This is a genomic window from Leclercia sp. CFBP8987, assembly GCF_034044995.2.
In the GTDB taxonomy this organism is placed as follows: Bacteria; Pseudomonadota; Gammaproteobacteria; order Enterobacterales; family Enterobacteriaceae; genus Enterobacter; species Enterobacter tamurae.
This window is the reverse complement of the sequence record NZ_CM188255.1, coordinates 129,880-151,937: the sequence shown is the minus strand read 5'-3', so window position 1 is coordinate 151,937 and position 22,058 is coordinate 129,880. Positions and strand designations below refer to the sequence as shown.

General features: G+C 57.1%; 19 protein-coding genes. 10 read left to right on the top strand and 9 right to left on the bottom strand.

From position 1 onward, the window contains the following. Nucleotides 1-145: 145 nt before the first annotated feature. Nucleotides 146-1,402, top strand: coding sequence for a valine--pyruvate transaminase (avtA, locus tag SOM40_RS00745; protein ID WP_261644964.1), 1,257 nt, complete (start codon nucleotides 146-148; stop codon nucleotides 1,400-1,402). A 4-nt stretch (nucleotides 1,403-1,406) separates the two neighbouring features. Here the strand turns inward: avtA and SOM40_RS00740 are convergent, their stop codons facing one another. Next, on the bottom strand, nucleotides 1,407-1,877 hold the full coding sequence (locus SOM40_RS00740) for a 4Fe-4S binding protein (protein WP_320530857.1): 471 nt from the start codon (nucleotides 1,875-1,877) through the stop codon (nucleotides 1,407-1,409). A gap of 127 nt (nucleotides 1,878-2,004) precedes the next feature. Continuing rightward, the gene (locus SOM40_RS00735) at nucleotides 2,005-2,823 is read right to left on the bottom strand and encodes an AraC family transcriptional regulator (protein ID WP_106995484.1); all 819 of its coding nucleotides are present in this window, start codon (nucleotides 2,821-2,823) and stop codon (nucleotides 2,005-2,007) included. A gap of 226 nt (nucleotides 2,824-3,049) precedes the next feature. Here SOM40_RS00735 and SOM40_RS00730 point away from each other — a divergent pair, with 226 nt between their 5' ends. Then, nucleotides 3,050-4,450 carry an MFS transporter gene (locus tag SOM40_RS00730; protein ID WP_106995483.1) on the top strand — a complete coding sequence of 467 codons (1,401 nt, stop codon included), beginning with the start codon at nucleotides 3,050-3,052 and terminating at the stop codon, nucleotides 4,448-4,450. A 10-nt stretch (nucleotides 4,451-4,460) separates the two neighbouring features. Continuing rightward, nucleotides 4,461-6,416, top strand: a complete 1,956-nt coding sequence (locus SOM40_RS00725) for a glycoside hydrolase family 127 protein (protein ID WP_320530869.1) — start codon at nucleotides 4,461-4,463, stop codon at nucleotides 6,414-6,416. Nucleotides 6,417-6,467: 51 nt separating this feature from the next. Here SOM40_RS00725 and SOM40_RS00720 read toward each other — a convergent pair whose 3' ends face one another. Continuing rightward, nucleotides 6,468-7,208, bottom strand: a complete 741-nt coding sequence (locus SOM40_RS00720) for a MipA/OmpV family protein (RefSeq protein ID WP_320530856.1) — start codon at nucleotides 7,206-7,208, stop codon at nucleotides 6,468-6,470. Between the two features lie 119 nt (nucleotides 7,209-7,327). Here SOM40_RS00720 and SOM40_RS00715 point away from each other — a divergent pair, with 119 nt between their 5' ends. Continuing rightward, nucleotides 7,328-8,290, top strand: coding sequence for a LysR family transcriptional regulator (locus SOM40_RS00715; protein WP_312079665.1), 963 nt, complete (start codon nucleotides 7,328-7,330; stop codon nucleotides 8,288-8,290). On the opposite strand, the gene aldB is transcribed toward SOM40_RS00715, so the two are convergent. Continuing rightward, the gene (aldB, locus tag SOM40_RS00710; RefSeq protein ID WP_106995478.1) at nucleotides 8,287-9,825 is read right to left on the bottom strand and encodes an aldehyde dehydrogenase AldB; all 1,539 of its coding nucleotides are present in this window, start codon (nucleotides 9,823-9,825) and stop codon (nucleotides 8,287-8,289) included. The genes SOM40_RS00715 and aldB overlap by 4 nt on opposite strands. A 166-nt stretch (nucleotides 9,826-9,991) precedes the next feature. On the opposite strand from aldB, the gene SOM40_RS00705 reads away from it, so the two are divergent. After that, the gene (locus tag SOM40_RS00705; protein ID WP_225759845.1) at nucleotides 9,992-10,879 is read left to right on the top strand and encodes an ROK family protein; all 888 of its coding nucleotides are present in this window, start codon (nucleotides 9,992-9,994) and stop codon (nucleotides 10,877-10,879) included. On the opposite strand, the gene selB is transcribed toward SOM40_RS00705, so the two are convergent. From selB to SOM40_RS00680, 5 genes are all read right to left on the bottom strand, one after another. Beyond that, entirely contained in the window at nucleotides 10,876-12,732 is a 1,857-nt protein-coding gene (gene selB / locus SOM40_RS00700) for a selenocysteine-specific translation elongation factor (protein ID WP_320530855.1), read from the bottom strand. The two genes, SOM40_RS00705 and selB, sit on opposite strands and share 4 nt — an antisense overlap. Next, nucleotides 12,729-14,114: an L-seryl-tRNA(Sec) selenium transferase gene (gene selA, locus SOM40_RS00695; RefSeq protein WP_320530854.1), complete on the bottom strand. Its 1,386-nt coding sequence runs from the start codon at nucleotides 14,112-14,114 to the stop codon at nucleotides 12,729-12,731. Before selA ends, selB begins: the two co-directional genes overlap by 4 nt. Nucleotides 14,115-14,216: 102 nt before the next feature. Next, on the bottom strand, nucleotides 14,217-14,825 hold the full coding sequence (locus tag SOM40_RS00690) for a glutathione S-transferase (protein WP_225759848.1): 609 nt from the start codon (nucleotides 14,823-14,825) through the stop codon (nucleotides 14,217-14,219). Nucleotides 14,826-14,918: 93 nt separating this feature from the next. After that, entirely contained in the window at nucleotides 14,919-16,055 is a 1,137-nt protein-coding gene (locus SOM40_RS00685) for an HlyD family secretion protein (RefSeq protein WP_106995473.1), read from the bottom strand. Nucleotides 16,056-16,057: 2 nt separating this feature from the next. Continuing rightward, nucleotides 16,058-16,414, bottom strand: a complete 357-nt coding sequence (locus SOM40_RS00680; RefSeq protein WP_166181170.1) for a DUF3302 domain-containing protein — start codon at nucleotides 16,412-16,414, stop codon at nucleotides 16,058-16,060. Between the two features lie 660 nt (nucleotides 16,415-17,074). On the opposite strand from SOM40_RS00680, the gene SOM40_RS00675 reads away from it, so the two are divergent. From SOM40_RS00675 to nudI, 5 genes are all read left to right on the top strand, one after another. Beyond that, on the top strand, nucleotides 17,075-18,988 hold the full coding sequence (locus SOM40_RS00675; protein ID WP_106995471.1) for a PTS mannitol transporter subunit IICBA: 1,914 nt from the start codon (nucleotides 17,075-17,077) through the stop codon (nucleotides 18,986-18,988). Between the two features lie 108 nt (nucleotides 18,989-19,096). Beyond that, entirely contained in the window at nucleotides 19,097-20,245 is a 1,149-nt protein-coding gene (mtlD, locus tag SOM40_RS00670) for a mannitol-1-phosphate 5-dehydrogenase (protein ID WP_320530853.1), read from the top strand. Beyond that, the gene (gene mtlR / locus SOM40_RS00665) at nucleotides 20,242-20,832 is read left to right on the top strand and encodes a mannitol operon repressor MtlR (RefSeq protein ID WP_320530852.1); all 591 of its coding nucleotides are present in this window, start codon (nucleotides 20,242-20,244) and stop codon (nucleotides 20,830-20,832) included. Before mtlD ends, mtlR begins: the two co-directional genes overlap by 4 nt. Nucleotides 20,833-20,891: 59 nt before the next feature. Beyond that, nucleotides 20,892-21,254, top strand: a complete 363-nt coding sequence (locus tag SOM40_RS00660) for a YibL family ribosome-associated protein (protein WP_106995468.1) — start codon at nucleotides 20,892-20,894, stop codon at nucleotides 21,252-21,254. 224 nt (nucleotides 21,255-21,478) lie between these two features. Next, entirely contained in the window at nucleotides 21,479-21,904 is a 426-nt protein-coding gene (gene nudI / locus SOM40_RS00655) for a nucleoside triphosphatase NudI (RefSeq protein ID WP_225759851.1), read from the top strand. Nucleotides 21,905-22,058 lie beyond the last annotated feature (154 nt).

Below are 22,058 nucleotides of genomic sequence, written 5' to 3'. Positions count from 1 at the left end.
AGGGGGAGAATTCAGAACAATTCGCTGCCTGATGGCAAACTGATAACACAAAACAATCATTCCGTCTTTCCACGCTGATTTGCACCCGCGCAGCTGTAGCGTTATGGTGAGCCACTCTTAGAACAAGCCCGACAGAACACCTGCTATGACTTTTTCACTTTTCGGCGACAAATTCACCCGCCATTCAGGCATTACCCGCCTGATGGAGGATCTCAACGACGGGCTGCGCACACCGGGCGCCATCATGCTCGGCGGCGGTAACCCGGCACAAATTCCGGAGATGAACGCCTATTTTCAGACGCTCCTCGCGGACATGCTGGAAAATGGCAAAGCCACTGATGCACTGTGCAATTACGACGGCCCACAGGGGAAAACCGAGCTGCTTACCGTCCTGGCGGAGATGCTGCGCGACAGCCTCGGCTGGGAGATCGGGCCACAGAATATTGCACTGACAAATGGCAGCCAAAGCGCGTTTTTCTACTTGTTTAACCTCTTCGCAGGCCGACGCGCCGACGGCACCACCAAAAAGGTGCTCTTCCCGCTCACCCCGGAGTACATCGGTTACGCCGATTCCGGGCTGGAGGAAGACCTGTTCGTCTCCGCGCGCCCGAACATCGAACTGCTGCCGGAAGGCCAGTTCAAGTATCACGTCGATTTTGAGCATCTGCATATTGGCGAAGAGACCGGCATGATCTGCGTGTCGCGGCCTACCAACCCCACCGGCAACGTCATCACCGACGAAGAGCTGATGAAGCTGGATGCGCTGGCGAACCAGCACGGTATTCCGCTGGTGATTGATAACGCCTATGGCGTGCCCTTCCCGGGCATCATCTTCAGCGAAGCACGTCCGCTGTGGAACCCGAATATTGTCCTGTGCATGAGCCTCTCCAAGCTCGGTCTGCCGGGCAGTCGCTGCGGGATCATCATCGCTGATGAAAAAATCATCACCGCCATCACCAATATGAACGGCATTATCAGCCTGTCACCGGGCGGAATTGGCCCGGCGATGATGTGCGAGATGATCAAGCGCAACGATCTGCTGCGCCTGTCGAATGAGGTGATTAAGCCGTTCTATTATCAGCGTGTTCATGAGACGATCGCCACCATTCGCCGCTACTTACCGGAAAATCGCTGCCTGATCCATAAACCCGAAGGGGCAATTTTCCTCTGGCTGTGGTTTAAGGATCTGCCGATCACCACCGAGCTGCTGTATCAGCGACTGAAAAAACGTGGGGTGTTGATGGTGCCGGGGGATTACTTCTTCCCGGGGCTGGATAAACCCTGGCCGCACACTCACCAGTGCATGCGCATGAACTACGTACCGGACCCGGACAAAATCGAAGCCGGGGTGAAAATTCTGGCCGAAGAGGTTGAGCTTGCCTGGCGTGAAAACGGCCAGTAAGGATTTACGCCAGATAACGCAGCCGTTCGGCGCGTAATCTGGCAGGATCGACGCAGTTTAACGCGTAAGTAGGACAGGCCTCCACGCAGGCCGGTCCCGCTTCGCGATGTGCACAACGGTCACACTTCAGGGCCTGAACCTTTTCAGCTCTCCCCGTCACCTGCATCGCCCCGAACGGACAGGCGATCATACAGCTTTTACAGCCGATACAGCGCGCCTGATCCACCTGCCACACTCCCGCCTGACGCTGAATGGCCCGGGTCGGGCAGACGTTGGCGCAGGGCGTATCTTCACACTGATGACAGGTGACCGCCGTGGTGAAGGTGTTACCTTTTACCACCCGAATGCGCGACATAAAGGTGCCAGGCGTCACCGCCGTACAGTCCTGATTGTCCTGATGCGACACCACGCAGGCCACTTCGCAGGTGCGACAGCCAATACATTTCGCCGGGTCGGCAACAATAAAGGGATTCATCGCCTGCTCCATCCTTGCTGAAAAAAGTCAGGTTGCCAGAGCGATCGGGGCCAGCGCCTTGATCCGACAGGGTAAAAGAGCCGATTTGTGTGCCCTGCCGTGAAAACTGGCCATCTACCACAGGTCCTCAGGCGGAGTTGATGTGCTCTTTGCAGTAGCGACGTTTCCAGACTCCGGGGGTCAATCCCGTATGCTTGCGAAAGATTTGCCGGAAGTAGCCCACGTCGTTAAAGCCGCAGCGAACCGCCACCTCTTTCAGCGATACGGCATCGTTGAGCAGCAGCTTTTCTGCAGCCCTGACGCGCTGGCGGTGGATCGCCTCGGTCAGGGTCAGATGGAAGACCCGCCGAAACACCCGCCCCAGGTAGTCCGCGTTGCAGTGCAGCTCTTTGGCCAGCGAGGAGGTGGAGATCGGCAGGTGAAACTGGGTGCCGATCAGCTGCCGCGCCTTCCACGCCAGGTTCACTCCCGCCTCATCCGGCGGCAGTTCCTGCCCCGCCACCTGGGAGAGCTGCTGGAGGATCAGCAGCAAGATAAATTCCAGCGCCGGGCTGCGCTGAAGCTTCTCCTGCTCGGTCAGAAACTGGCGGAATAGCGCAACCATCGCCTGCGGGTCGCCGCTTTTCCCGTGCTGCTGAACCGACAGCAGCGTGCTCCAGGCGGAAGGCGCACTCTGCTCGTCGACCTCAAAATGCAGCCAGTAAAAGCGTAACTCGGCAGGAAAATCCTCGATGCCCTTATGCCGACGGTGCGGCCAGAGCAGCAGGCTCTCCCCGGCATGCACTTCGAAAACGGTTCCCTCCTCCTGGATCGTTAATGTCCCCTTTTCGACAAAGATCACCTCCCAGGAGTCGAGCTTGCGCGCCGGATGTCGCCCTACGCCCCGGGAGATGAAATAGCCGCCATTCTGAACCCTGATCGGAAGTGCTATGGATAATTCGAGCATTGCTATTCACTTTTCCGCTATTAACAGACAATTTATGACGCTTTATCACTGATTATTAACAGATAATTGCCTTTCGTCCCGATCGAAATCACACTTTGAGCACGAGGTCGGAATCCTCACCTTTTTATACTTTTCCCTTCCCTTGTTGAGACCGGGTAACAGTGCAAAATTAATCGGGTACCTGACAAAACAACATAAAAAATCCGCTAACCCGAGGAGTTACCTCATGACTTCCACTCCGATTACACAAACAGAGATTGCCCGGCAGGCCGTCAACGATCGCCTCTCGATGCGAGAAAAAATCGGCTACGGCCTGGGTGATGCGGGCGGGACGGTCATCACCTGTCTGATCATGAATTTTCTGACCTTTTTCTATACCGATGTCTTTGGCTTAACCCCGGCGCTGGTCGGCACGCTGTTTATCGCCCTGCGCATTTTCGACGCCATCTCCGACCCGGTGATGGGGATCATTGCCGACCGTACCCAAAGTCGCTGGGGACGCTTTCGCCCGTGGCAGCTGTGGGTCGCCCTGCCGATTGGCGTGATTGGGGTGCTGACCTTTACCGTGCCGGATGCCGGGATGGGGGTCAAAATCGCCTGGGCGTTCGGCACCTACCTGCTGCTTTCAGTGGGCTATACCGCCATCAACGTGCCGTATTGCGCGCTGATCAACACCATGACCACCCGCCACAGCGAGGTGCTCTCCTGCCAGTCCTGGCGCTTTGTCCTGTGCGGCGTAGCCGGTTTTCTGGTGTCGGTCGGCCTGCCGTGGCTGGTCTCGGTGCTCGGTCAGGGCAACACGGCCCAGGGCTATCAGCTGGGCGTGGGGGTGCTGTGTGCCATTGCGGTGGTGATGTTCCTGTGCTGCTTCTTCTGGGTGCGCGAGCGCGTCCCGCTGGCGATGATGGGCAAATTCACCCTGAAAGAGCACCTCGCCGGTCTGCGTAACAACGACCAGCTGCTGCTGATGCTGGTGATGTCCTTCCTGCTGATCAACGTCTTTAACATCCGTGGCGGCGGCTACATGTATTTCATCACCTACGTGCTGGAAGGCAGCACCGCCTATACCTCGCTGTTCTTCACCATGGTGACCTTTGCCGCCATTCTCGGAGCGGTGATCGTTAACCTGCTGTCGCGCCGCAGCGATACCGTCAAACTCTACTACTACACCAACCTGGTGCTGGCGGTACTGGCAGCAGGGATGTGGTTCCTGCCCAGTGGTCCGGCGTATCAGACACTGTGGCTGATCGTTATCCTGGCGAATGGGGTGATCCTCGGCTTTACCCTGCCGCTGCACTTCGCGTTAATGGCCTTTGCCGACGACTACGGCGAGTGGAAAACCGGCGTGCGCTCATCCGGGATGAACTTCGCCTTTAACCTGTTTTTCATCAAGCTGGCCTGGGCCTCCAGCGCCGGGATCATCAGCCTGGTGTTCATTTTTGTCGCCTATCAGCCGGGGGCAGGCAACCAGACCGCTGCCTCGCTGCAGGGCATCACCACCATGGAGACCCTGCTGCCCGCCCTTTTCCATCTGCTGCTGGCGCTGGCGATCCGCAAGTGCCGACTCAATAATCCGATGATGGCGCGCATTGCCACCGACCTGCGCCAGCGTCACGCTCACTCCTGAGGAGAACATGATGTCCATAATGGAACCCGACCTGCATAAACTGAAAATCAGCGACCCGTTTCTCGGCCAGTATCAACAGCTGGTGCGCGATGTGGTTATTCCCTACCAGTGGGATGCCCTGAACGATCGCATCACCGAGGCCGAACCGAGCCATGCGATCGCCAACTTCCGCATTGCGGCAGGCCAGCAGAGCGGTGAATTTTACGGGATGGTTTTTCAGGACAGTGACGTGGCGAAATGGCTGGAGGCGGTGGCCTGGTCGCTGTGCCAGAAGCCCGACCCGGAGCTGGAAAAGACCGCCGATGAGGTGATCGATCTGGTAGCCGCGGCGCAGTGCGACGATGGCTACCTGAATACCTACTTCACGGTCAAAGCCCCGGAGGAGCGCTGGACGAACCTGGCGGAGTGCCACGAGCTCTACTGCGCCGGGCACATGATTGAAGCGGGCGTGGCCTACTTCCAGGGCACCGGCAAACGCCGTCTGCTGGAAGTGGTCTGCAAGCTGGCCGACCATATCGATAGCGTCTTTGGTCCGGGCGAGCAGCAGCTGCACGGCTATCCGGGTCACCCGGAGATCGAGCTGGCCCTGATGCGCCTGTTCGATGTCACCCAGGAGCCGCGCTATCTGGCACTGGTGAAATACTTTGTCGAGCAGCGCGGCACCCAGCCGCACTTCTATGACATCGAATATGAAAAGCGCGGCAAAACTTCGTACTGGAACACCTACGGCCCGGCGTGGATGGTGCAGGATAAAGCCTACAGCCAGGCGCATCAGCCGCTGGCCGAACAGCAAACGGCCATCGGCCACGCGGTGCGCTTCGTCTATCTGATGGCCGGCGTCGCGCACCTGGCCCGCCTGAGCCAGGACGAGGGCAAACGCCAGGACTGCCTGCGACTGTGGAACAACATGGCCCAGCGCCAGCTGTATATTACCGGCGGGATTGGCTCCCAGAGCAGCGGCGAAGCTTTCAGCAGCGATTACGATCTGCCGAACGACACCGTCTATGCCGAGAGCTGCGCCTCGATCGGCCTGATGATGTTTGCCCGCAGGATGCTGGAGATGGAGGCCAACAGTCAGTATGCCGATGTGATGGAGCGCGCCCTCTACAACACCGTGCTGGGCGGTATGGCGCTGGACGGGAAACACTTCTTCTACGTCAACCCGCTGGAGGTGCATCCGAAGTCACTGAAGTTTAACCATATCTACGATCACGTGAAGCCGGTTCGCCAGCGCTGGTTCGGCTGCGCCTGCTGCCCGCCGAATATCGCCCGGGTACTGACCTCGATCGGTCACTACATCTATACCGTCCGTGAGGATGCCCTGTTTATTAACCTCTATATCGGCAACAGCATGGCCTTCCCGGTAGGTGATAAAGCGTTGCAGGTGCGGATCAGCGGCAACTACCCGTGGCAGGAGCAGGTCAACATTGAGATCACCTCCCCGGTGGCGATCGACCATACCCTGGCCCTGCGTCTGCCGGACTGGTGCGACAACCCGCTGCTGACGCTGAACGGCGAAGCGGTCACCGGTGAGGTACGCCAGGGTTATCTCTACCTGACCCGCCGCTGGCAGGAGGGCGACAGGCTGCAGTTAACCCTGCCGATGCCGGTTCGTCGGGTATACGGTAATCCGCAGGTGCGCCAGCAGGCCGGAAAAGTGGCGCTTCAGCGCGGGCCGCTGGTCTACTGTCTCGAAGAGGCCGATAACGGCGCCGGGCTGCATAATCTGACCCTGCCTGCCAACAGCGAATTTAAGCTCGTGGAAGGAAAAGGGATTTTTGCTCACAAGGTGCTGATCCAGACCCAGGGTTATGCCCGCCACGCTGCGAACGCAGAACAGCAACCGCTGTGGCAATACGATCGCGCCCCAACCACGCAGCAGGCGCAGACCCTGACCTTTATTCCGTGGTTTAGCTGGGCGAACCGCGGTGAGGGGGAGATGCGGATCTGGGTGGATGAGGCGTAAGCAGAAAACGAGTGAGGCTGCCCTCGTCCCTGAGGGCAGCTTTTTGGACTCTTAAAACGTCCAGGAAAGCCCGGTCATCAGCGCGAAGCTGTCGTCACGGTCGATCATCGGGCTGTTTTTCACCTCGTCAGGCAGCACGGTATAGATTGCGCTGGCGTTCAGATAGAGGTTCTGCGTCAGCTGATACTTCGCCGCCAGGCCAATATAGGGGGTCACGGTTTCGCCAGCGGTATACTGCTGCAGGCCGCTGCGACGGGACTCTTTCTCAGACACACCGTAGTAATAATCGTTGAAGCTTTCGTCATGGAAGAATACGCCCACCGACGGCGTCAGGGTCAGGCGCTCCATGCGGATCGGACGGAAGTAGGACAGCTCGCCCATCACGCCGCCGCTCTCGTCCATCGCATCCGCCGCCAGCGCAACTTTCAGGCTCCCCCAGCTTTCGTGACGATAGTAGGCCCCGCCCAGCATCGCGGAGGATTTACGCTCATCCAGCTGGCTCATGGCACGATCGTCGTTATCGTCCGGGTCGTAGTGCAGCGGCATCCAGGAGGCGGTCAGGCTGAGCTCGTTTTTGCCATCTTTCCAGACGATCCAACCGGCTGTGGTCTGACGCACATAGAAGTGCTCGCCTTCGTAGCTAATTAACGGAACAGCGGACACATTCTCGTTATGGCCCATGTACGGCGATTCATTAAATACTGCGCCAGCGCCAACTGAAAAATCATCGGCCATTGCGGATGTCGCCGTAAATAAAGCGACCGCAATTAGTAAATTATTTTTAAACGTCATTGTTTGTAATCCATTAAATGTCATACGACGCCGCGCATAATAATGGTTACAAAAATCGCGATGCAATGCGGTTATTTGTATAATATTATATATAAATTCATATAGATGGACGTCAGGCAATGAACAAGCTGCAAATCAAACCGCGAGAATTAAAGATTGTTTCCGTCATTGCCGCGACGCACAGCATTGGTGATGCAGCGGCATTGCTGGGGATGGCCCAGGCCAATGTCAGTAAATATCTCGCTGATTTCGAGACGCGCGTCGGGCTAAAGGTGTTTGAACGCACCACCCGCCATCTGGCGCTGACCCAGTTTGGTGAATCGCTGCTGCCGTTTATCGATGCATCACTGGAAAAAAACGAGCAACTCATTAATTTTATTGCTGATTACAAACACGAAAAACGCGGCAAGGTCACCCTTTATGCCCCCTCAGGGATCGTCACCTATCTGGCTCGCCACGTCATTCATGAGATCGAAAATATTGGCGATATCCGTATTAGCCTGAAAACCTACAACCTGGACCGGAATGAGTTTTTTGAAGGGGTTACCTTTCCCGATGACTGCGATATTTTAATTACCTATGCCCAACCAAAAGATGAAAGCCTGGTCGCCAGCACCTTAACTAAATATTCTGTTACGGCTTTCGCCACGCCGGAATATATAAAAAAACACCCCATCAACAAACCCGACGATCTTATTAATCACTCCTGCATTCTTATCGACTCAATGATAATCGACGATGCTAACATCTGGCGTTTTCGCGCGAATAATAGCGAGCAGGTGCTCGATTATAAAGTCTCGGGTAACTATATTTGCGACAACACCCAGACGGCGCTGGAGCTGGCCCGCAATCATCTGGGAATCGTCTTTGCGCCAAAAGAGAGTCTGCTCCGGGAGATAGAACAGGGCTCAATGGTGCCTTGTTTCACTCATCAGGAGGAGTGGTGGCTGGATCTGGTGGCCATCTTTCGCAAACGTGACTATCAGCCGTGGCGGGTGCAGTTTGTCCTGGATGGGGTGCTGAATACCCTGCGTAAACAGATTGAGCAGACCCCCCTGGGGCGGCCTGCTCTCAGAAGTTAGAACAGGCCCAACGGTTTATCGGAGTAGCTCACCAGCAGGCATTTGGTCTGCTGGTAATGTTCCAGCATCATCTTGTGGGTTTCGCGGCCAATACCCGACTGTTTGTAGCCGCCAAACGCAGCATGGGCCGGGTAAGCATGATAGCAGTTGGTCCAGACGCGTCCGGCCTGGATCCCACGCCCCATCTGATAAGCCAGATTACCGTTACGGCTCCAGACCCCGGCCCCCAGGCCATACTGCGTATCGTTGGCCAGCTCCAGCGCCTCCGCCATGGTTTTGAAGGTGGTTACCGCCAGCACCGGGCCAAAGATCTCCTCCTGGAAGACGCGCATGTTGTTTTTGCCGGACAGAATAGTCGGCTCGAGGTAATACCCCTCTTTCAGCTCGCCGTCCAGCTGCTTACGCCGCCCGCCGGTCAGGATCTCGGCCCCCTCATTTTTACCGATATCGATATAGTTGAGGATGGTCTCCAGCTGCCCGTGGGACACCTGCGCCCCCATCTGGGTGACGCTGTCCAGCGGGTTGCCGCTGCGGATCGACTCCACGCGACGAATGGCGCGCTCCATAAAGCGCTCGTAGATCGACTCCTGCACCAGCGCCCGGCTTGGACAGGTGCAAACTTCGCCCTGGTTAAAAGCAAAGAGGGCGAACCCTTCCAGCGCTTTATCAAAGAAGGCATCTTCTTCATCCATGACGTCGGCGAAGAAGATGTTCGGGGATTTGCCGCCGAGCTCCAGCGTCACCGGAATGATGTTCTGGGTGGCGTACTGCATGATCTGCTGGCCCACTTCGGTGGAGCCGGTAAAGGCCACTTTGGCGATCCGTTTGGAGGTCGCCAGATATTCCCCGATTTCCCCCCCGGCGCCGTTGACCACGTTTACTACCCCCGGCGGGAGCAGGTCGCCTACCACTTCCATCAGCAGCAGGATCGACAGCGGCGTTAAGCGCGCCGGTTTCAGCACCACGCAGTTCCCGGCTGCCAGCGCAGGCGCCATTTTCCAGGCGGCCATCAGCAGGGGGAAGTTCCACGGGATGATCTGCCCGACCACGCCCAGCGGCTCATGGAAGTGATAGGCAACGGTGTCCTTGTCCACCTCGCTGATCCCGCCCTCCTGGGCGCGAATACAGGAGGCAAAGTAGCGGAAGTGGTCAATTGCCAGCGGCACGTCGGCGGCCATAGTTTCGCGGATCGGTTTGCCGTTGTCCCAGGTCTCAGCCGTGGCCAGCAGCTCCAGGTTCTGCTCCATACGATCGGCAATTTTGAACAGGATCGCGGCACGATCCTGCACCGAAGTGTGGGCCCATTTCTCTTTTATCTTGTGGGCCGCATCCAGCGCCAGATCGATATCGCGCTTCCCGGAGCTGGCGATTTCGCACAGCGGCTGGCCGGTTACCGGGGTGAGGTTCTGGTAATACTCGCCGTCGGCCGGAGGAACCCAGTCGCCGCCGATAAAGTTGTCATAACGGGCTTTCAGTTGGAGGGGGAAACCATATTCGCCGGGCAGGATACGTGCTGAGGGAGGGTTATTCGTCATGACTGTCTCCTTGCGTGAAGTGTCCTTCAAAGGTAGACCCCGGCGGTGAAAATATCGCCAGTTGTCGCCTGCTTTGCGAGCCCCTTCACGCATTACCTTACTTTACGTTTGGTTTCCTGCCCTGAGCCATACTTAAGACGCACAACTCTGGCAGAAGGAAGGATAAATGCGGCTTTTTATCGGCTTCGACGTGGGCGGAACCCACATTAAACACGGCGTGATCGACGAGGACGGCAACGAACTCACCACCGATCAGTTTGATACGCCGGAGGATGAAGAGAGCTTTAAGCAGAAGTGGCGCGAGGTGGTCGAGGCCTATGAGAAAGAGCACGAGATTACGGCGATCGGGGTGAGCATCCCCGGCCACATTAACACCCATACCGGCGAAGCGGCGAAGGCTGGCGCGCTGGAGTATCTGGATAACGTCAACCTGTACGAACTCTTCGCAGAGCTGACCGACCTGCCGCTGGTGGCCGACAATGACGCCAGCTGTGCCGCTCTCGGTGAACGCTGGTGCGGCGCAGGGCGCGAGTATGAGAATTTTGTCTGCATGACGCTCGGCACCGGGATCGGCGGCGGGATTGTGCTCGGGGGCGATCTCTATCGCGGCTCACACTACCGCGCCGGGGAGTTCGGGGTTATCCCGGTCGGCAAAAAAGGCGAAGGGATGCATGAGGTGGCCTCAGCCAAAGGGCTGATGGAGACCTGCCGCCGGGCGCTGGGAGTCTCCGGGGACGATATGCCGAAAGGGGAAGAGCTGTTCGAGCGGATGGAGAACGATCTGCACCTGCGCGAAGCCGTAGAGGAGTGGGCCCTGTTCCTCGCCCGCGGCGTCTACAGCGTGATCTCGATGTTCGACCCGCAGGTCGTACTGATTGGCGGCGGCATCAGCGAGCAGGAGAAAATCTATACCCTGCTCGACAAACACCTGCAAACCTTTGAAGAGTGGGACTCGCTGCAGGTGCCGATCCTGCCCTGCCAGCTGGGGAACCAGGCGGGCAGGCTGGGTGCCGTATGGCTGGCGAAACAGAAGTTCGCCAGCAAAAAGGATTAACCCTGCTGCCTCTCGTCGGCAAAGAGCAACGCATCCCGCAGAAGATGATCGTTACCGCGGCGGCGGGTAAAGCCAATGCGGTTGAAGTACTCGAGGATCTGGATCGCCAGCTTACGTCCGACGTTCAGCCGGTCGCGGAAATCCGCCGCGCAGGTGGAGCCGCGCGCCTGGTCCAGCTCGCGGATCAGGTTGGCAAAGGTGACAATCCGATCGTGGCGGTAATAACGATCTTTGACGATCGCGGTAATCAGCCCCTGCTGCGCCGCATGCTTCAGCACCTGACGCATGGTCTGCTCGTCGGTAGCCGTTTCACGGGCCAGGTCGCGCACCCACCAGGGTTCGTCGCCAAACAGCAGGGTCGCTTTTTCCCATACGGCCTGCTGCGCCGGGGTAAAGCCCGCCTTGTGATCCGGCAGGTGCAGCCAGCCGTGATAGCTGTGCAGCTCCCCGCTCTCGCGCATCCGCTCGATCAGCAGCAGAACCAGGGCCTCGTCTTCCATCGGCAGGGCCATGCGCCGCAGGCGTTCCCGCCCGGGGCCAGGTTCATCCTGATGCTGCTGATGATAGGTCGCCAGCACCTCCAGAATTTTACGCTGCCAGCGCGCCGCGACAGCGGTGTTTAACAGACCGGAACCGGCCTGGATAAACTCCGGCTGTTGGGTCAACTGACGCAGCCCTTCCCCGCTGAGCTGGCGTGCCCAGCCGAACGCCTCCAGATTTACCGCCCCGCGTTCGAGATGGGCCAGCAATGCAGCATGGTCATCCGTCGCCGGTGCCAGCGTGGCCAGCCACTGCAGGTACTCCGGCTTGCGCTTCCCGCGACGCGGCGGGTTGAGGGTAACCACCCGCGCCCCGGCCAGGGTGACGCGGGCTGAGATATCGCGTAGCACCAGCCGATCGTTGTCGGCCAGCCATAACGGGGCATCAAAGACCAGCTCCGCCAGCGCCCCCTCCAGCAGCGAGACACGGCCAGTGACGTGGCTGGCGGCATGGTGAATATGCAGCGGCTGCCACTGCGCCAGCGGCACGTCGCCTTGCAGCGTGACAATCGCTCGCGTGGTGGGCTCCGGCGGGGCGTCGGCCAGTAGCCAGTCGCCGCGGTTCAGTGCCGCTTTTTCCGCGTCGCCTACCAGGTTCAGGGCAATGCGCTGCCCGGCGTGAGCCTGCTCAGCAGGCTGGTTTTGCGCGTGCAGCCCACGAATGCGCACCGGCTTATTGACCCCGGTCAGCCACAGGCTATCCCCCACCCGTACTTCGCCCGACAGCGCCGTGCCGGTGACCACCAGACCGGCCCCTTTGACGGTAAAGGCGCGGTCGATGGCCAGACGGAAGCGGTGATGATCCGCATGGGCGCGGGCCGGGAGCTGTTGCAGGTGATCGCGCAGGGCATTAATGCCCCGCCCCTCGGTGGCGACGGTGACAAACAGCGTCGCGTCGGCAAAGCCATACTCCCCCAGGGTGGCGAGCACCTCGTCGCGCACCGCCTCTACCCGGGCGTCGTCGACGCGATCGGCTTTGGTCAGGGCCACCGTCAGCTGCGGGTTGCCGGTCAGCTGGAGGATCTGCAGGTGCTCGCGCGTCTGCGCCATCACTCCGTCATCGCAGGCCACCACCAGCAGGGCGTGGTCGATCCCGCCGACACCGGCCAGCATGTTGGACAAAAACTTTTCGTGCCCCGGCACGTCGATAAATCCCAGCACCCGGCCATCCGGCTGGGGCCAGTAGGCATAACCCAGATCGATGGTCATGCCGCGCTTTTTCTCTTCCGGCAGGCGGTCGGCGTTGACGCCGGTGATCGCCTGCAGCAGGGTGGTTTTGCCGTGGTCAACATGACCGGCAGTGGCAATAATCATCTCAACAACATCTCCAGAAACTGTGCTTCATCTTCCAGACAGCGTAAATCCAGCCACAGACGTCCGTCCTTTATCCGGCCAAGCACCGGCACCGACAGGGAGCGCCAGCGTAACGCCAGCGCCTCCAGCTGAGCGCCGCGGCCGTCGCGCGGGGTAAAGGTCAGGGCCGCGCCCGGCAGGCGATCCACCGGCAGCGATCCGCTGCCCGGCTGTGACAGGCACGCTTCCACGCGAACCTCAAAATCAGGATAGTGCGGCGCGACCAGGGCCTGCAGCCGCTCCCCCTGACGCTGGATCGCAGCGGCGTCGCGGCTCAACAGGCGCAACGTCGGCAGGCGTTCGGCCAGCGTCTCCGGATGGAGATAGAGGCGCAAAGTGGCCTCCAGCGCGGCGAGGGTCATTTTATCCGCGCGCAGGGCGCGTTTCAGTGGGTGCTGTTGCAATCTGGCGATCAGGTCGCGCTTGCCGACAATGATCCCGGCCTGCGGGCCGCCCAGCAGCTTGTCACCCGAGAAGCTCACCAGGCTGACGCCGGCGGCAATTAACGCCTGCGGCATCGGCTCTTTCGGCAGGCCATAGCGGCTGAGATCCACCAGCGAACCGCTGCCCAGATCGACCACCACAGGTACGTCCCTCTCCTGGCCGATGCGCACCAGATCCGCCTCGTCAACGGCATGGGTAAAGCCTTCAATATGGTAATTGCTGGTATGGACCTTCATCAGCAGGGCGGTGTTGTCATTGATGGCTGCCGCATAGTCCCGCTCGTGGGTGCGGTTGGTGGTGCCCACTTCCCGCAGCTGGCACCCGGCCTGGGTCATCACGTCCGGGATGCGAAACGCCCCGCCGATCTCCACCAGCTCGCCCCGGGAGACCACCACCTCTTTCCCGCTGGCGGTGGCGGCCAGCATCAGCAGCACCGCCGCAGCGTTGTTATTCACAATGCAGGCATCTTCCGCCCCGGTGAGCTGGCACAGCAGCGCCGCCAGGGGCCGATCGCGATGGCCGCGCCCGGCGCCGTCAAGATCGTACTCCAGGGTAACCGGCGTTTGCATCGCCTGGGTTACCGCAGCCACCGCCTCCTGAGCCAGCAGCGCGCGCCCCAGATTGGTGTGCAACACCGTTCCCGTCAGGTTGATGACCGGGCGCAGGCCCGGCGCGTCTTCCGTCGCCAGCCGTTTTTCGGTCTCCTGAGCCCAGTCGTCACACCACGCCGGCAGGCGGTTATCGGCGCGGATCCCGGCGCGGGCTTCGTCCTGCAACAGGCGTAAGGTCTCGACCGTTCGGCTGTGGCCGAAGCGGGCAATAACGGCGGAAAGACGGGCGTCGCGAAGCAGACGATCGGTCGCGGGAAGTTGGCTATAGAGTGCGTGCTGAGTAGTCATGGAAGCGCCTGACGGTTGGGTATCTTCCCCCCTCCCGACGGGAGAGGGAGTCAATGTCAGGGCGATTGTACCGCGTCCGGCAAGGAAGTGTTATCGACGACATCAAGCCTTTGGCGGTTCGGTGCGGGCGAAGCTTTCGCGCTGGAACAGGGTTTCTGCCAGTTTAACCAGCAGGGGGCGATCCACGCACCAGCCCGGCGAGACGCGACGGAAATTCAGGTAGCCGATGGCGCAGGCAATGGCGATGGTCGCCAGGTTGACGCTGTCGGTAGCAATTTTCCCGTCGCGGATCAGCTGTTCACACTGATCCAGGCTGCGGAGGATTTTCTCGCGCTGACGCAGCAGCTCGGTCTCCGACTGCTGTGCCGCCGGACGCGCCTGCTCACGCACCGAGGCCAGAGCCGCATCCATGATCCCATCCGCCAGCGCCTCAATTTGTCGGATAGCCAGCGCAGCTTTGGGGTCGCGGGGGATCATCGCCGGGGCAATATCCAGCAGCTCGATATAGCTGGCAATAATCGGCGAATCGAACCAGTGCTCCCCATCATCGGTCACCAGCGCCGGGACTTTCCCCAGCGGATTGTAATGCGCGACACCGTTATCGGCCTGATAGGGTTGCTCGTTTACAAATTCGAAGGTGATGCCTTTCTCCAGCAGGAGAATAGAGATTTTACGCACGAAGGGACTGGTGTAGCTGCCGATGAGTTTCATTGCCTGCTCCTTATTCGCCAACAAAAGGATAAGTATGGCCCAGGCAAAGAAAAAAGGCAGGCTATGCGTATCGCATACCTGCCTGTGAAAGAATTAATGGTCGAGATAGAGGTAATGCATCCAGCTGGTCATACGCAGCAGCACTTTACGCATCACCGAGACGTGCGAGAAGTGGTCGGAGTAAACCGCGACCTGGGCGTAGATGCCGTCAGGCAGCGCGTCCACATCAGCGTTCGGCTCCAGCTCGATGGTGCCAATTACGCCATCCGTGCCCGGAACTACCGTCAGCGCCTGCAGCACGCCCTGTGCCTGGTAGGAGCCGCCCGGCACTACCGGCAGAATGCTGGTGAGCTTACCGGAGAAGACTTGCCCTGGCAGGGCATTGAACACCACCTCCGCTTCATCGCCTGGTTTCAGACGCAGCAACGAGTTCTGACGGAACTGCGCCACGATCTGCCGTTTCTGCTCAGGGATAAACACCATTACCGGGCGCAGCGGCAGAGAGGCCGCGTAGGTCCCCGGGCGAATCAGCACCTGAGTGACATAGCCGTTGCTTGGCGCACGGATAATGGTCTGATCCAGGTTGTATTGCGCTTCTGCTAACTGGGCGCGCAGCGAGGCGATCTGCGACTGCTCGCCGTTAGACATGCTGTCTAACTGGCTCTGGATCTGGGTTTGTTCCGCCACTGAGCCTTTCACCATGGCGTCCTGCGCCAGGTAGTTTTGCCGCGCGTTATCGATATCGCTTTCAGAGAACGGATTGACCTTCGCCTGGCTGCCTTTTAAATAGCGCTGATAGTCTTTAAACAGACGATCGCGCTCGGCAGAGACGCGGGTGGTATTCGACTGGGCTTCCGCAAGCTGTGCTTTCAGTACTTTGATATTGTGCGTCGCGGTGACCAGGTCAGCCTGCAGACGATCGACGCGGGCCTGATAGCGGCTCGGATCGATTTTAAATAACACGTCGCCCTTTTTAATAAGCTGGTTATTTTTATCGGTAACTTCACTCACCACCCCCGTGACCTGCGGAGTAATAGGGATAGAAATAACCGCTTTCTGCGCCGTAAACGTATACGGGTGGTTATAGTTCATTAATAAAATAAGCCCGGCCACAATAAACACGCCGCCTAAGGTCGCGGTGGCTAACGTCCACTGGTTTACCGGAATACGGAATATTTTAAAGATCGCCCATGCAAACGCGACATAGGTCAGGATGATCAACAGATCCATGATTAGCGCTCCGACGTGTTCTTATCAGCAGTGGGTTGCACTGCGGCCAGTTTGTGTTCCAGCTCGGCTACGCGCTTTGCCAGCGCATCGACGTCGGGGCTGCGTTCGGGCGGCTGTATGTGGTTCTGCATCCCCCAGCCACGCTCTGGCTGGTAGAGGGTGGCCCAAATCCACAGAAACGGCCAAATGGCATGCAGCGTAAACAGGCTAATCCATCCCGCGGTATGGATCGCATCGGCATGGGGATGATTGCGCTTTTTGGCCATATTATACGGAATGTCATGGATAGCGATGATTCCATAAAAAAGAACCAGGAAGACAAAAATCAATACACCCAGCGCAAAATAGTTGAGAAACATATTTGCCTCACTAAATAAATCGTAAACTCATTAAAATAATTAAATGGTAAGCAGCCAAATTAATTGTTGGTTAAGCACACGAATGTGTACTTATTATTTCAGAGCCGGGGAGTATGATTTTTTCTTATATCTCCATGCAAGTTTAGAAGCTTGACAAAATATATCCTGAATAATAATAGACTTAAGTTTACAGTATGAGCTTAATCCAGCTTAGCACTTTTCGCCATACCATATTCTGGTACTATTTTTTTAACGATAAGTGTTGCTTACTTACATCCTGGCGCTGCTGGGTTAAACAGATGTTGCCGTCGATCACATCCGGAGAAATCCGTATAAAAATATTTTGTGGAATAGATCACACTCCCGAAACAAACTCACGACAACGAAATGTGATTTATTTCACATTTTAGCCGTCAAACTGCCGCTTTTGCGGCCATTGTATTTTTTTTACACTTCATTTTTGTGACGAAGATCACCTCAATCATTATCACACCCCCTATATTTACGTGATCTAAATCACACTATTTTGCCCTGTCTGGACAGGTAAACTATTAAGTGCCAAATTTCACCTCATCAGAACAGGGCTGGGCAACCTCTGCCACCGCATTAACAACAAACCTCGGGCTCTAAGCCTGCGTTAACAAAAAGAAGGGGTGTTTTATGTCATCCGATTTCAAGATCAAAGTTCAAAGCTTTGGTCGATTCCTCAGCAACATGGTGATGCCAAATATCGGCGCGTTTATCGCGTGGGGTATCATCACTGCGTTATTTATTCCGACAGGGTGGTTGCCTAACGAAACGCTGGCGAAACTTGTTGGCCCAATGATCACCTATCTGCTGCCGCTGCTCATCGGTTATACCGGTGGTCGTCTGGTGGGCGGAGACCGCGGTGGCGTGGTCGGTGCGATCACCACTATGGGCGTGATCGTCGGTGCCGATATGCCAATGTTCCTCGGCGCCATGATTGCCGGTCCTCTGGGCGGTTGGGCGATTAAGAAGTTCGACGTCTGGGTTGATGGTAAAATCAAATCCGGCTTCGAAATGCTGGTGAACAACTTCTCTGCCGGCATCATCGGCATGATCCTGGCGATTCTGGCGTTCCTCGGCATTGGCCCGGCAGTTGAAGTGCTCTCCAAACTGCTGGCGGCGGGCGTTAACTTCATGGTTGCCCACGACATGCTGCCGCTGGCGTCCATCTTTGTTGAACCGGCAAAAATCCTGTTCCTCAACAACGCCATCAACCACGGGATCTTCTCCCCGCTGGGTATTCAGCAGTCCCATGACCTCGGCAAATCCATCTTCTTCCTGATTGAAGCGAACCCGGGTCCGGGTATGGGCGTGCTGCTGGCATATATGTTCTTTGGTCGCGGTAGCGCTAAGCAGTCTGCTGGCGGTGCGGCTATCATCCACTTCCTCGGTGGTATCCACGAAATTTACTTCCCGTACGTGCTGATGAACCCACGTCTGATCCTCGCCGTTATCCTCGGCGGTATGACTGGCGTGTTCACGCTGAGCGTGCTGGGCGGCGGTCTGGTGTCCCCTGCTTCTCCAGGTTCTATCCTGGCGGTACTGGCAATGACCCCGAAAGGTGCCTACTTCGCTAACATCGCGGCTATCTGTGCGGCCATGGCGGTCTCCTTCGTGGTCTCAGCTATCCTGCTGAAAACCAGCAAAGTGAAAGAAGAAGACGATATCGAAGCGGCAACCCGTCGTATGCAGGACATGAAATCTCAGTCTAAAGGTGTTGCTGCAACGCCACTGACCGCAGGTGATGTCTCTAACGACCTGAGCCACGTGCGTAAAATCATCGTTGCCTGCGACGCCGGTATGGGTTCCAGCGCCATGGGTGCCGGTGTACTGCGTAAGAAAGTAGCGGATGCCGGTCTGTCTCAGATCTCCGTTACCAACAGCGCCATTAACAGCCTGCCGCCGGATGTTGACCTGGTCATCACCCACCGCGACCTGACCGAGCGTGCGATGCGCCAGGTTCCGCAGGCGCAGCACATTTCGCTGACCAACTTCCTCGACAGCGGTCTGTACACCAGCCTGACCGAACGTCTGGTAGCCGCACAGCGTCACGAAGATAACGAAGTGAAAGTACGTACCAGCCTGCAGGACAGCTTCGACGAGAGCAACAGCCACCTGTTCCGTCTGGGTGCGGAGAACATCTTCCTTGGCCGTACCGCGAGCCATAAAGAAGAAGCGATTCGCTTTGCCGGTGAGCAGCTGGTGAAAGGCGGCTACGTGCAGCCGGAATATGTTGAAGCAATGCTGGAACGTGAAAAACTGACCCCGACCTACCTGGGCGAATCCATTGCGGTGCCGCACGGTACGGTAGAAGCGAAAGATCGCGTTCTGAAAACCGGCGTGGTGTTCTGTCAGTACCCGGCAGGCGTGCGCTTCGGTGAAGAAGAAGATGACATCGCCCGTCTGGTGATTGGTATCGCCGCTCGCAACAACGAGCACATCCAGGTGATTACCAGCCTGACTAACGCTCTGGACGATGAGACCGTTATCGAACGTCTGGCAAATACCACCAGCGTCGAAGAAGTCCTGGCGCTGTTGAACAAGTAAGTCTTTCCCTTCCCTCTCCCCGACGGGGAGAGGGCTAGGGTGAGGGGAAATTCGCGTGGTTCCTCACCCCAGCCCTCTCGGGTAACAACATTGATGAAGGTTAATACGATGAAAGCATTACATTTCGGCGCAGGTAATATCGGTCGTGGTTTTATCGGCAAACTGCTGGCAGACGCGGGCATTACGCTGACATTCGCGGATGTTAATCAGACGGTACTGGATGCCCTGAATGCCCGTCATAGCTATCAGGTTCATGTGGTGGGTGAAAACGAGCAGGTCGAAACCGTAACCGGCGTGAACGCGGTCAGCAGCATTGGCGACGAGGTTATTGACCTGATCGCCAGCGTTGACCTGGTCACCACCGCGGTCGGCCCGGTCGTGCTGGAGCGTATCGCCCCGGCCGTCGCCAAAGGGCTGGCAAAACGTAAGGCCCAGGGTAACGACACCCCGCTGAACATTATCGCCTGTGAGAATATGGTGCGCGGCACCACCCAGCTGAAAGGTCATGTCATGGCCGCGGTGGCTGACGAAGATAAAGCTTGGGTTGAAGAGCACGTGGGCTTTGTCGATTCCGCCGTGGACCGCATCGTTCCGCCGTCAGCCTCCGCGACCCACGATCCGCTGGAAGTGACCGTAGAGACCTTCAGCGAATGGATCGTCGACAAAACCCAGTTCAAAGGCACGCTGCCTGAGATCGCCGGGATGGAATTAACTGATAACCTGATGGCATTTGTCGAACGTAAACTCTTCACGCTGAACACCGGGCATGCTATAACCGCCTACCTCGGTAAATTAGCCGGTCATCAGACCATTCGTGACGCCATTCTCGATGAGAACGTTCGCGCCGTGGTAAAAGGTGCAATGGACGAGAGCGGCGCGGTACTGATTCAACGCTACGGTTTTGATGCCGATAAGCATGCGGCATATATTCAGAAAATCCTCGGTCGTTTTGAAAACCCGTATCTGAAAGATGACGTTGAGCGCGTGGGTCGCCAGCCGCTGCGTAAACTGAGTGCGGGCGATCGTCTGATCAAGCCGCTGCTCGGTACGCTGGAATATGGTCTGCCGCACACCAGCCTGGTCAAAGGCATTGCCGCCGCGATGCACTACCGCAGCGAAGAAGATCCGCAGGCGCAGGAGCTGGCACAGCTGATTGACGAGCAAGGTCCACAGGCCGCACTGGCGCAGGTATCCGGTCTGGATGCCAACAGCGACGTGGTGGTGGAGGCGGTAAAAAACTACAACGCAACCAAATGATGCAGGAACTGGCGCAGGTCATCCTGCGCCCGGAATATAGATTGTCAGATATGCAGGCAATAATGGAACAAACCCAGGCCTTTGAAAACCGTGTGCTGGAGCGTCTGAATGCTGGCAAAACCGTTCGAAGTTTCCTGATATCCGCCGTCGAGTTGTTAACCGAGGCGGTGAATATCCTGGTGCTTCAGGTGTTTCGCAAAGACGACTACGCGGTGAAATACGCAGTTGAACCGTTACTCGACGGCGACGGCCCCTTGGGCGATTTATCCGTGCGTCTGAAACTGATCTATGGCCTTGGCGTTATCAGCCGTCATGAGTATGAAGATGCTGAGCTGCTGATGGCGCTGCGCGAAGAGTTGAATCACGACGGCAACGAGTATGGGTTCACCGACGACGAGATCCTCGGCCCGCTTGGAGAGCTGCACTGCGTGACCGCCCTGCCCCCGTCGCCGCATTTTGATATCAGCGACCCGGAGCTGTACACGATGCAGAAGCAGCGTTACCAGCAGATTGTCCGCTCCACCATGGTCCTTTCCCTGACTGAGCTGATTTCCCGAATCAGCTTAAAAAAAGCGTTTCAGAAGTAAGCCTGCGCACATTGGTGTATCCTTCCCTATAATCTCCCCTGTTTTTAGAGCTATTTGTGATGAAAGAAGTCGAAAAGAACGAAATTAAACGCCTGAGTGACCGCCTGGATCTGATCCGTCACCAGCAGGCCAGCCTCTCGCTGGTTGAGGCCGCCGAGAAATACGCCGAGCTGGAAAAAGAGAAAGCGACGCTGGAAACCGAAATCGAGCGTCTGCGTGGCGTGAAAGAGCAGAAGCTGAGCAAAGAAGCGCAGAAGCTGTCAAACCTGCCGTTCCGCCGTGCGATCACTAAAAAAGAGCAGGCCGATATGGGCAAGCTGAAAAAAAGCGTGCGCGGCCTGGTGGTTGTTCACCCGATGACCGAGCTGGGCCGTGAGATGGGCCTGAAAGAGATGACGGGTTTTAGTAAGACTGAGTTCTGATAAGTTCACGTTCTGTTTTAGTAACCCAATGCATTCATATTGAGAATGCATTGGGTTTTTTATAACCCCTGTATTCCCTTTTTTCCCCACTTAACCTCGACGTACAATATTAAAACCCTTCCATGAGCATTTTCGCCAGCGGGTGGGGGTTTGTCATCATGCTGATAATATTGGAATGTTTTCTGATCTGATACTTCAGAACGCTATGTTTTTAAGGAGAAAAAATGCGCCAGAGAATGATCGTGTGCCCTGTTATCCAAAATAACGGCGAGTATCTGCTTTGTAAAATGGCATCGGACCGTGGCGTTTTTCCGGGGCAGTGGGCTCTGCCTGGCGGCGGTATGGAACCGGGTGAGACGATGGAAACCGCGCTAAGGCGAGAAATCAAGGAAGAGTTAGGTGAAGAACTTGTTATCGCTGATATACAGCCGTGGGCATTTCGTGATGATACCCGTATTAAAACCTATCAGGATGGTACTACCGAAGAAATTTACATGATCTATCTTATCTTTGATTGTGTGAGTGCAAACCGGAATATCACTTTCAATGAAGAATTTCAGGAAATTATCTGGGTGGCCCCTGAAAAGCTTAAAGATATGGATCTCAACGAGGCCACTCTGATCACGTTCGCCCAAAAGGGACTCATTTGACGGTTTTTCGCTTTGTTTGATAATTGCGGGGTGAGCCTACTCTTTGCAAGCCCCGCAAAACTGGTCCAACCAATTATGCAACCAACCCTTCCCTGGTTCACAATTCCATAATCTTTACTCACAAACACATTGCCGACCAATAACATTTGGTTAA

Coding starts and splice junctions, on each gene's coding strand:
- SOM40_RS00740 (WP_320530857.1), bottom strand. CDS start 1,877: ATGAATCCCTTTATTGTTGCCGACCCGGCGAAATGTATTGGCTGTCGC.
- SOM40_RS00715 (WP_312079665.1), top strand. CDS start 7,328: ATGAACAAGCTGCAAATCAAACCGCGAGAATTAAAGATTGTTTCCGTC.
- SOM40_RS00730 (WP_106995483.1), top strand. CDS start 3,050: ATGACTTCCACTCCGATTACACAAACAGAGATTGCCCGGCAGGCCGTC.
- SOM40_RS00680 (WP_166181170.1), bottom strand. CDS start 16,414: ATGTTTCTCAACTATTTTGCGCTGGGTGTATTGATTTTTGTCTTCCTG.
- SOM40_RS00720 (WP_320530856.1), bottom strand. CDS start 7,208: ATGACGTTTAAAAATAATTTACTAATTGCGGTCGCTTTATTTACGGCG.
- mtlD (WP_320530853.1), top strand. CDS start 19,097: ATGAAAGCATTACATTTCGGCGCAGGTAATATCGGTCGTGGTTTTATC.
- SOM40_RS00660 (WP_106995468.1), top strand. CDS start 20,892: ATGAAAGAAGTCGAAAAGAACGAAATTAAACGCCTGAGTGACCGCCTG.
- SOM40_RS00690 (WP_225759848.1), bottom strand. CDS start 14,825: ATGAAACTCATCGGCAGCTACACCAGTCCCTTCGTGCGTAAAATCTCT.
- SOM40_RS00685 (WP_106995473.1), bottom strand. CDS start 16,055: ATGGATCTGTTGATCATCCTGACCTATGTCGCGTTTGCATGGGCGATC.
- selB (WP_320530855.1), bottom strand. CDS start 12,732: ATGATTATTGCCACTGCCGGTCATGTTGACCACGGCAAAACCACCCTG.
- SOM40_RS00735 (WP_106995484.1), bottom strand. CDS start 2,823: ATGCTCGAATTATCCATAGCACTTCCGATCAGGGTTCAGAATGGCGGC.
- selA (WP_320530854.1), bottom strand. CDS start 14,114: ATGACTACTCAGCACGCACTCTATAGCCAACTTCCCGCGACCGATCGT.
- SOM40_RS00725 (WP_320530869.1), top strand. CDS start 4,461: ATGTCCATAATGGAACCCGACCTGCATAAACTGAAAATCAGCGACCCG.
- SOM40_RS00675 (WP_106995471.1), top strand. CDS start 17,075: ATGTCATCCGATTTCAAGATCAAAGTTCAAAGCTTTGGTCGATTCCTC.
- mtlR (WP_320530852.1), top strand. CDS start 20,242: ATGATGCAGGAACTGGCGCAGGTCATCCTGCGCCCGGAATATAGATTG.
- nudI (WP_225759851.1), top strand. CDS start 21,479: ATGCGCCAGAGAATGATCGTGTGCCCTGTTATCCAAAATAACGGCGAG.
- avtA (WP_261644964.1), top strand. CDS start 146: ATGACTTTTTCACTTTTCGGCGACAAATTCACCCGCCATTCAGGCATT.
- aldB (WP_106995478.1), bottom strand. CDS start 9,825: ATGACGAATAACCCTCCCTCAGCACGTATCCTGCCCGGCGAATATGGT.
- SOM40_RS00705 (WP_225759845.1), top strand. CDS start 9,992: ATGCGGCTTTTTATCGGCTTCGACGTGGGCGGAACCCACATTAAACAC.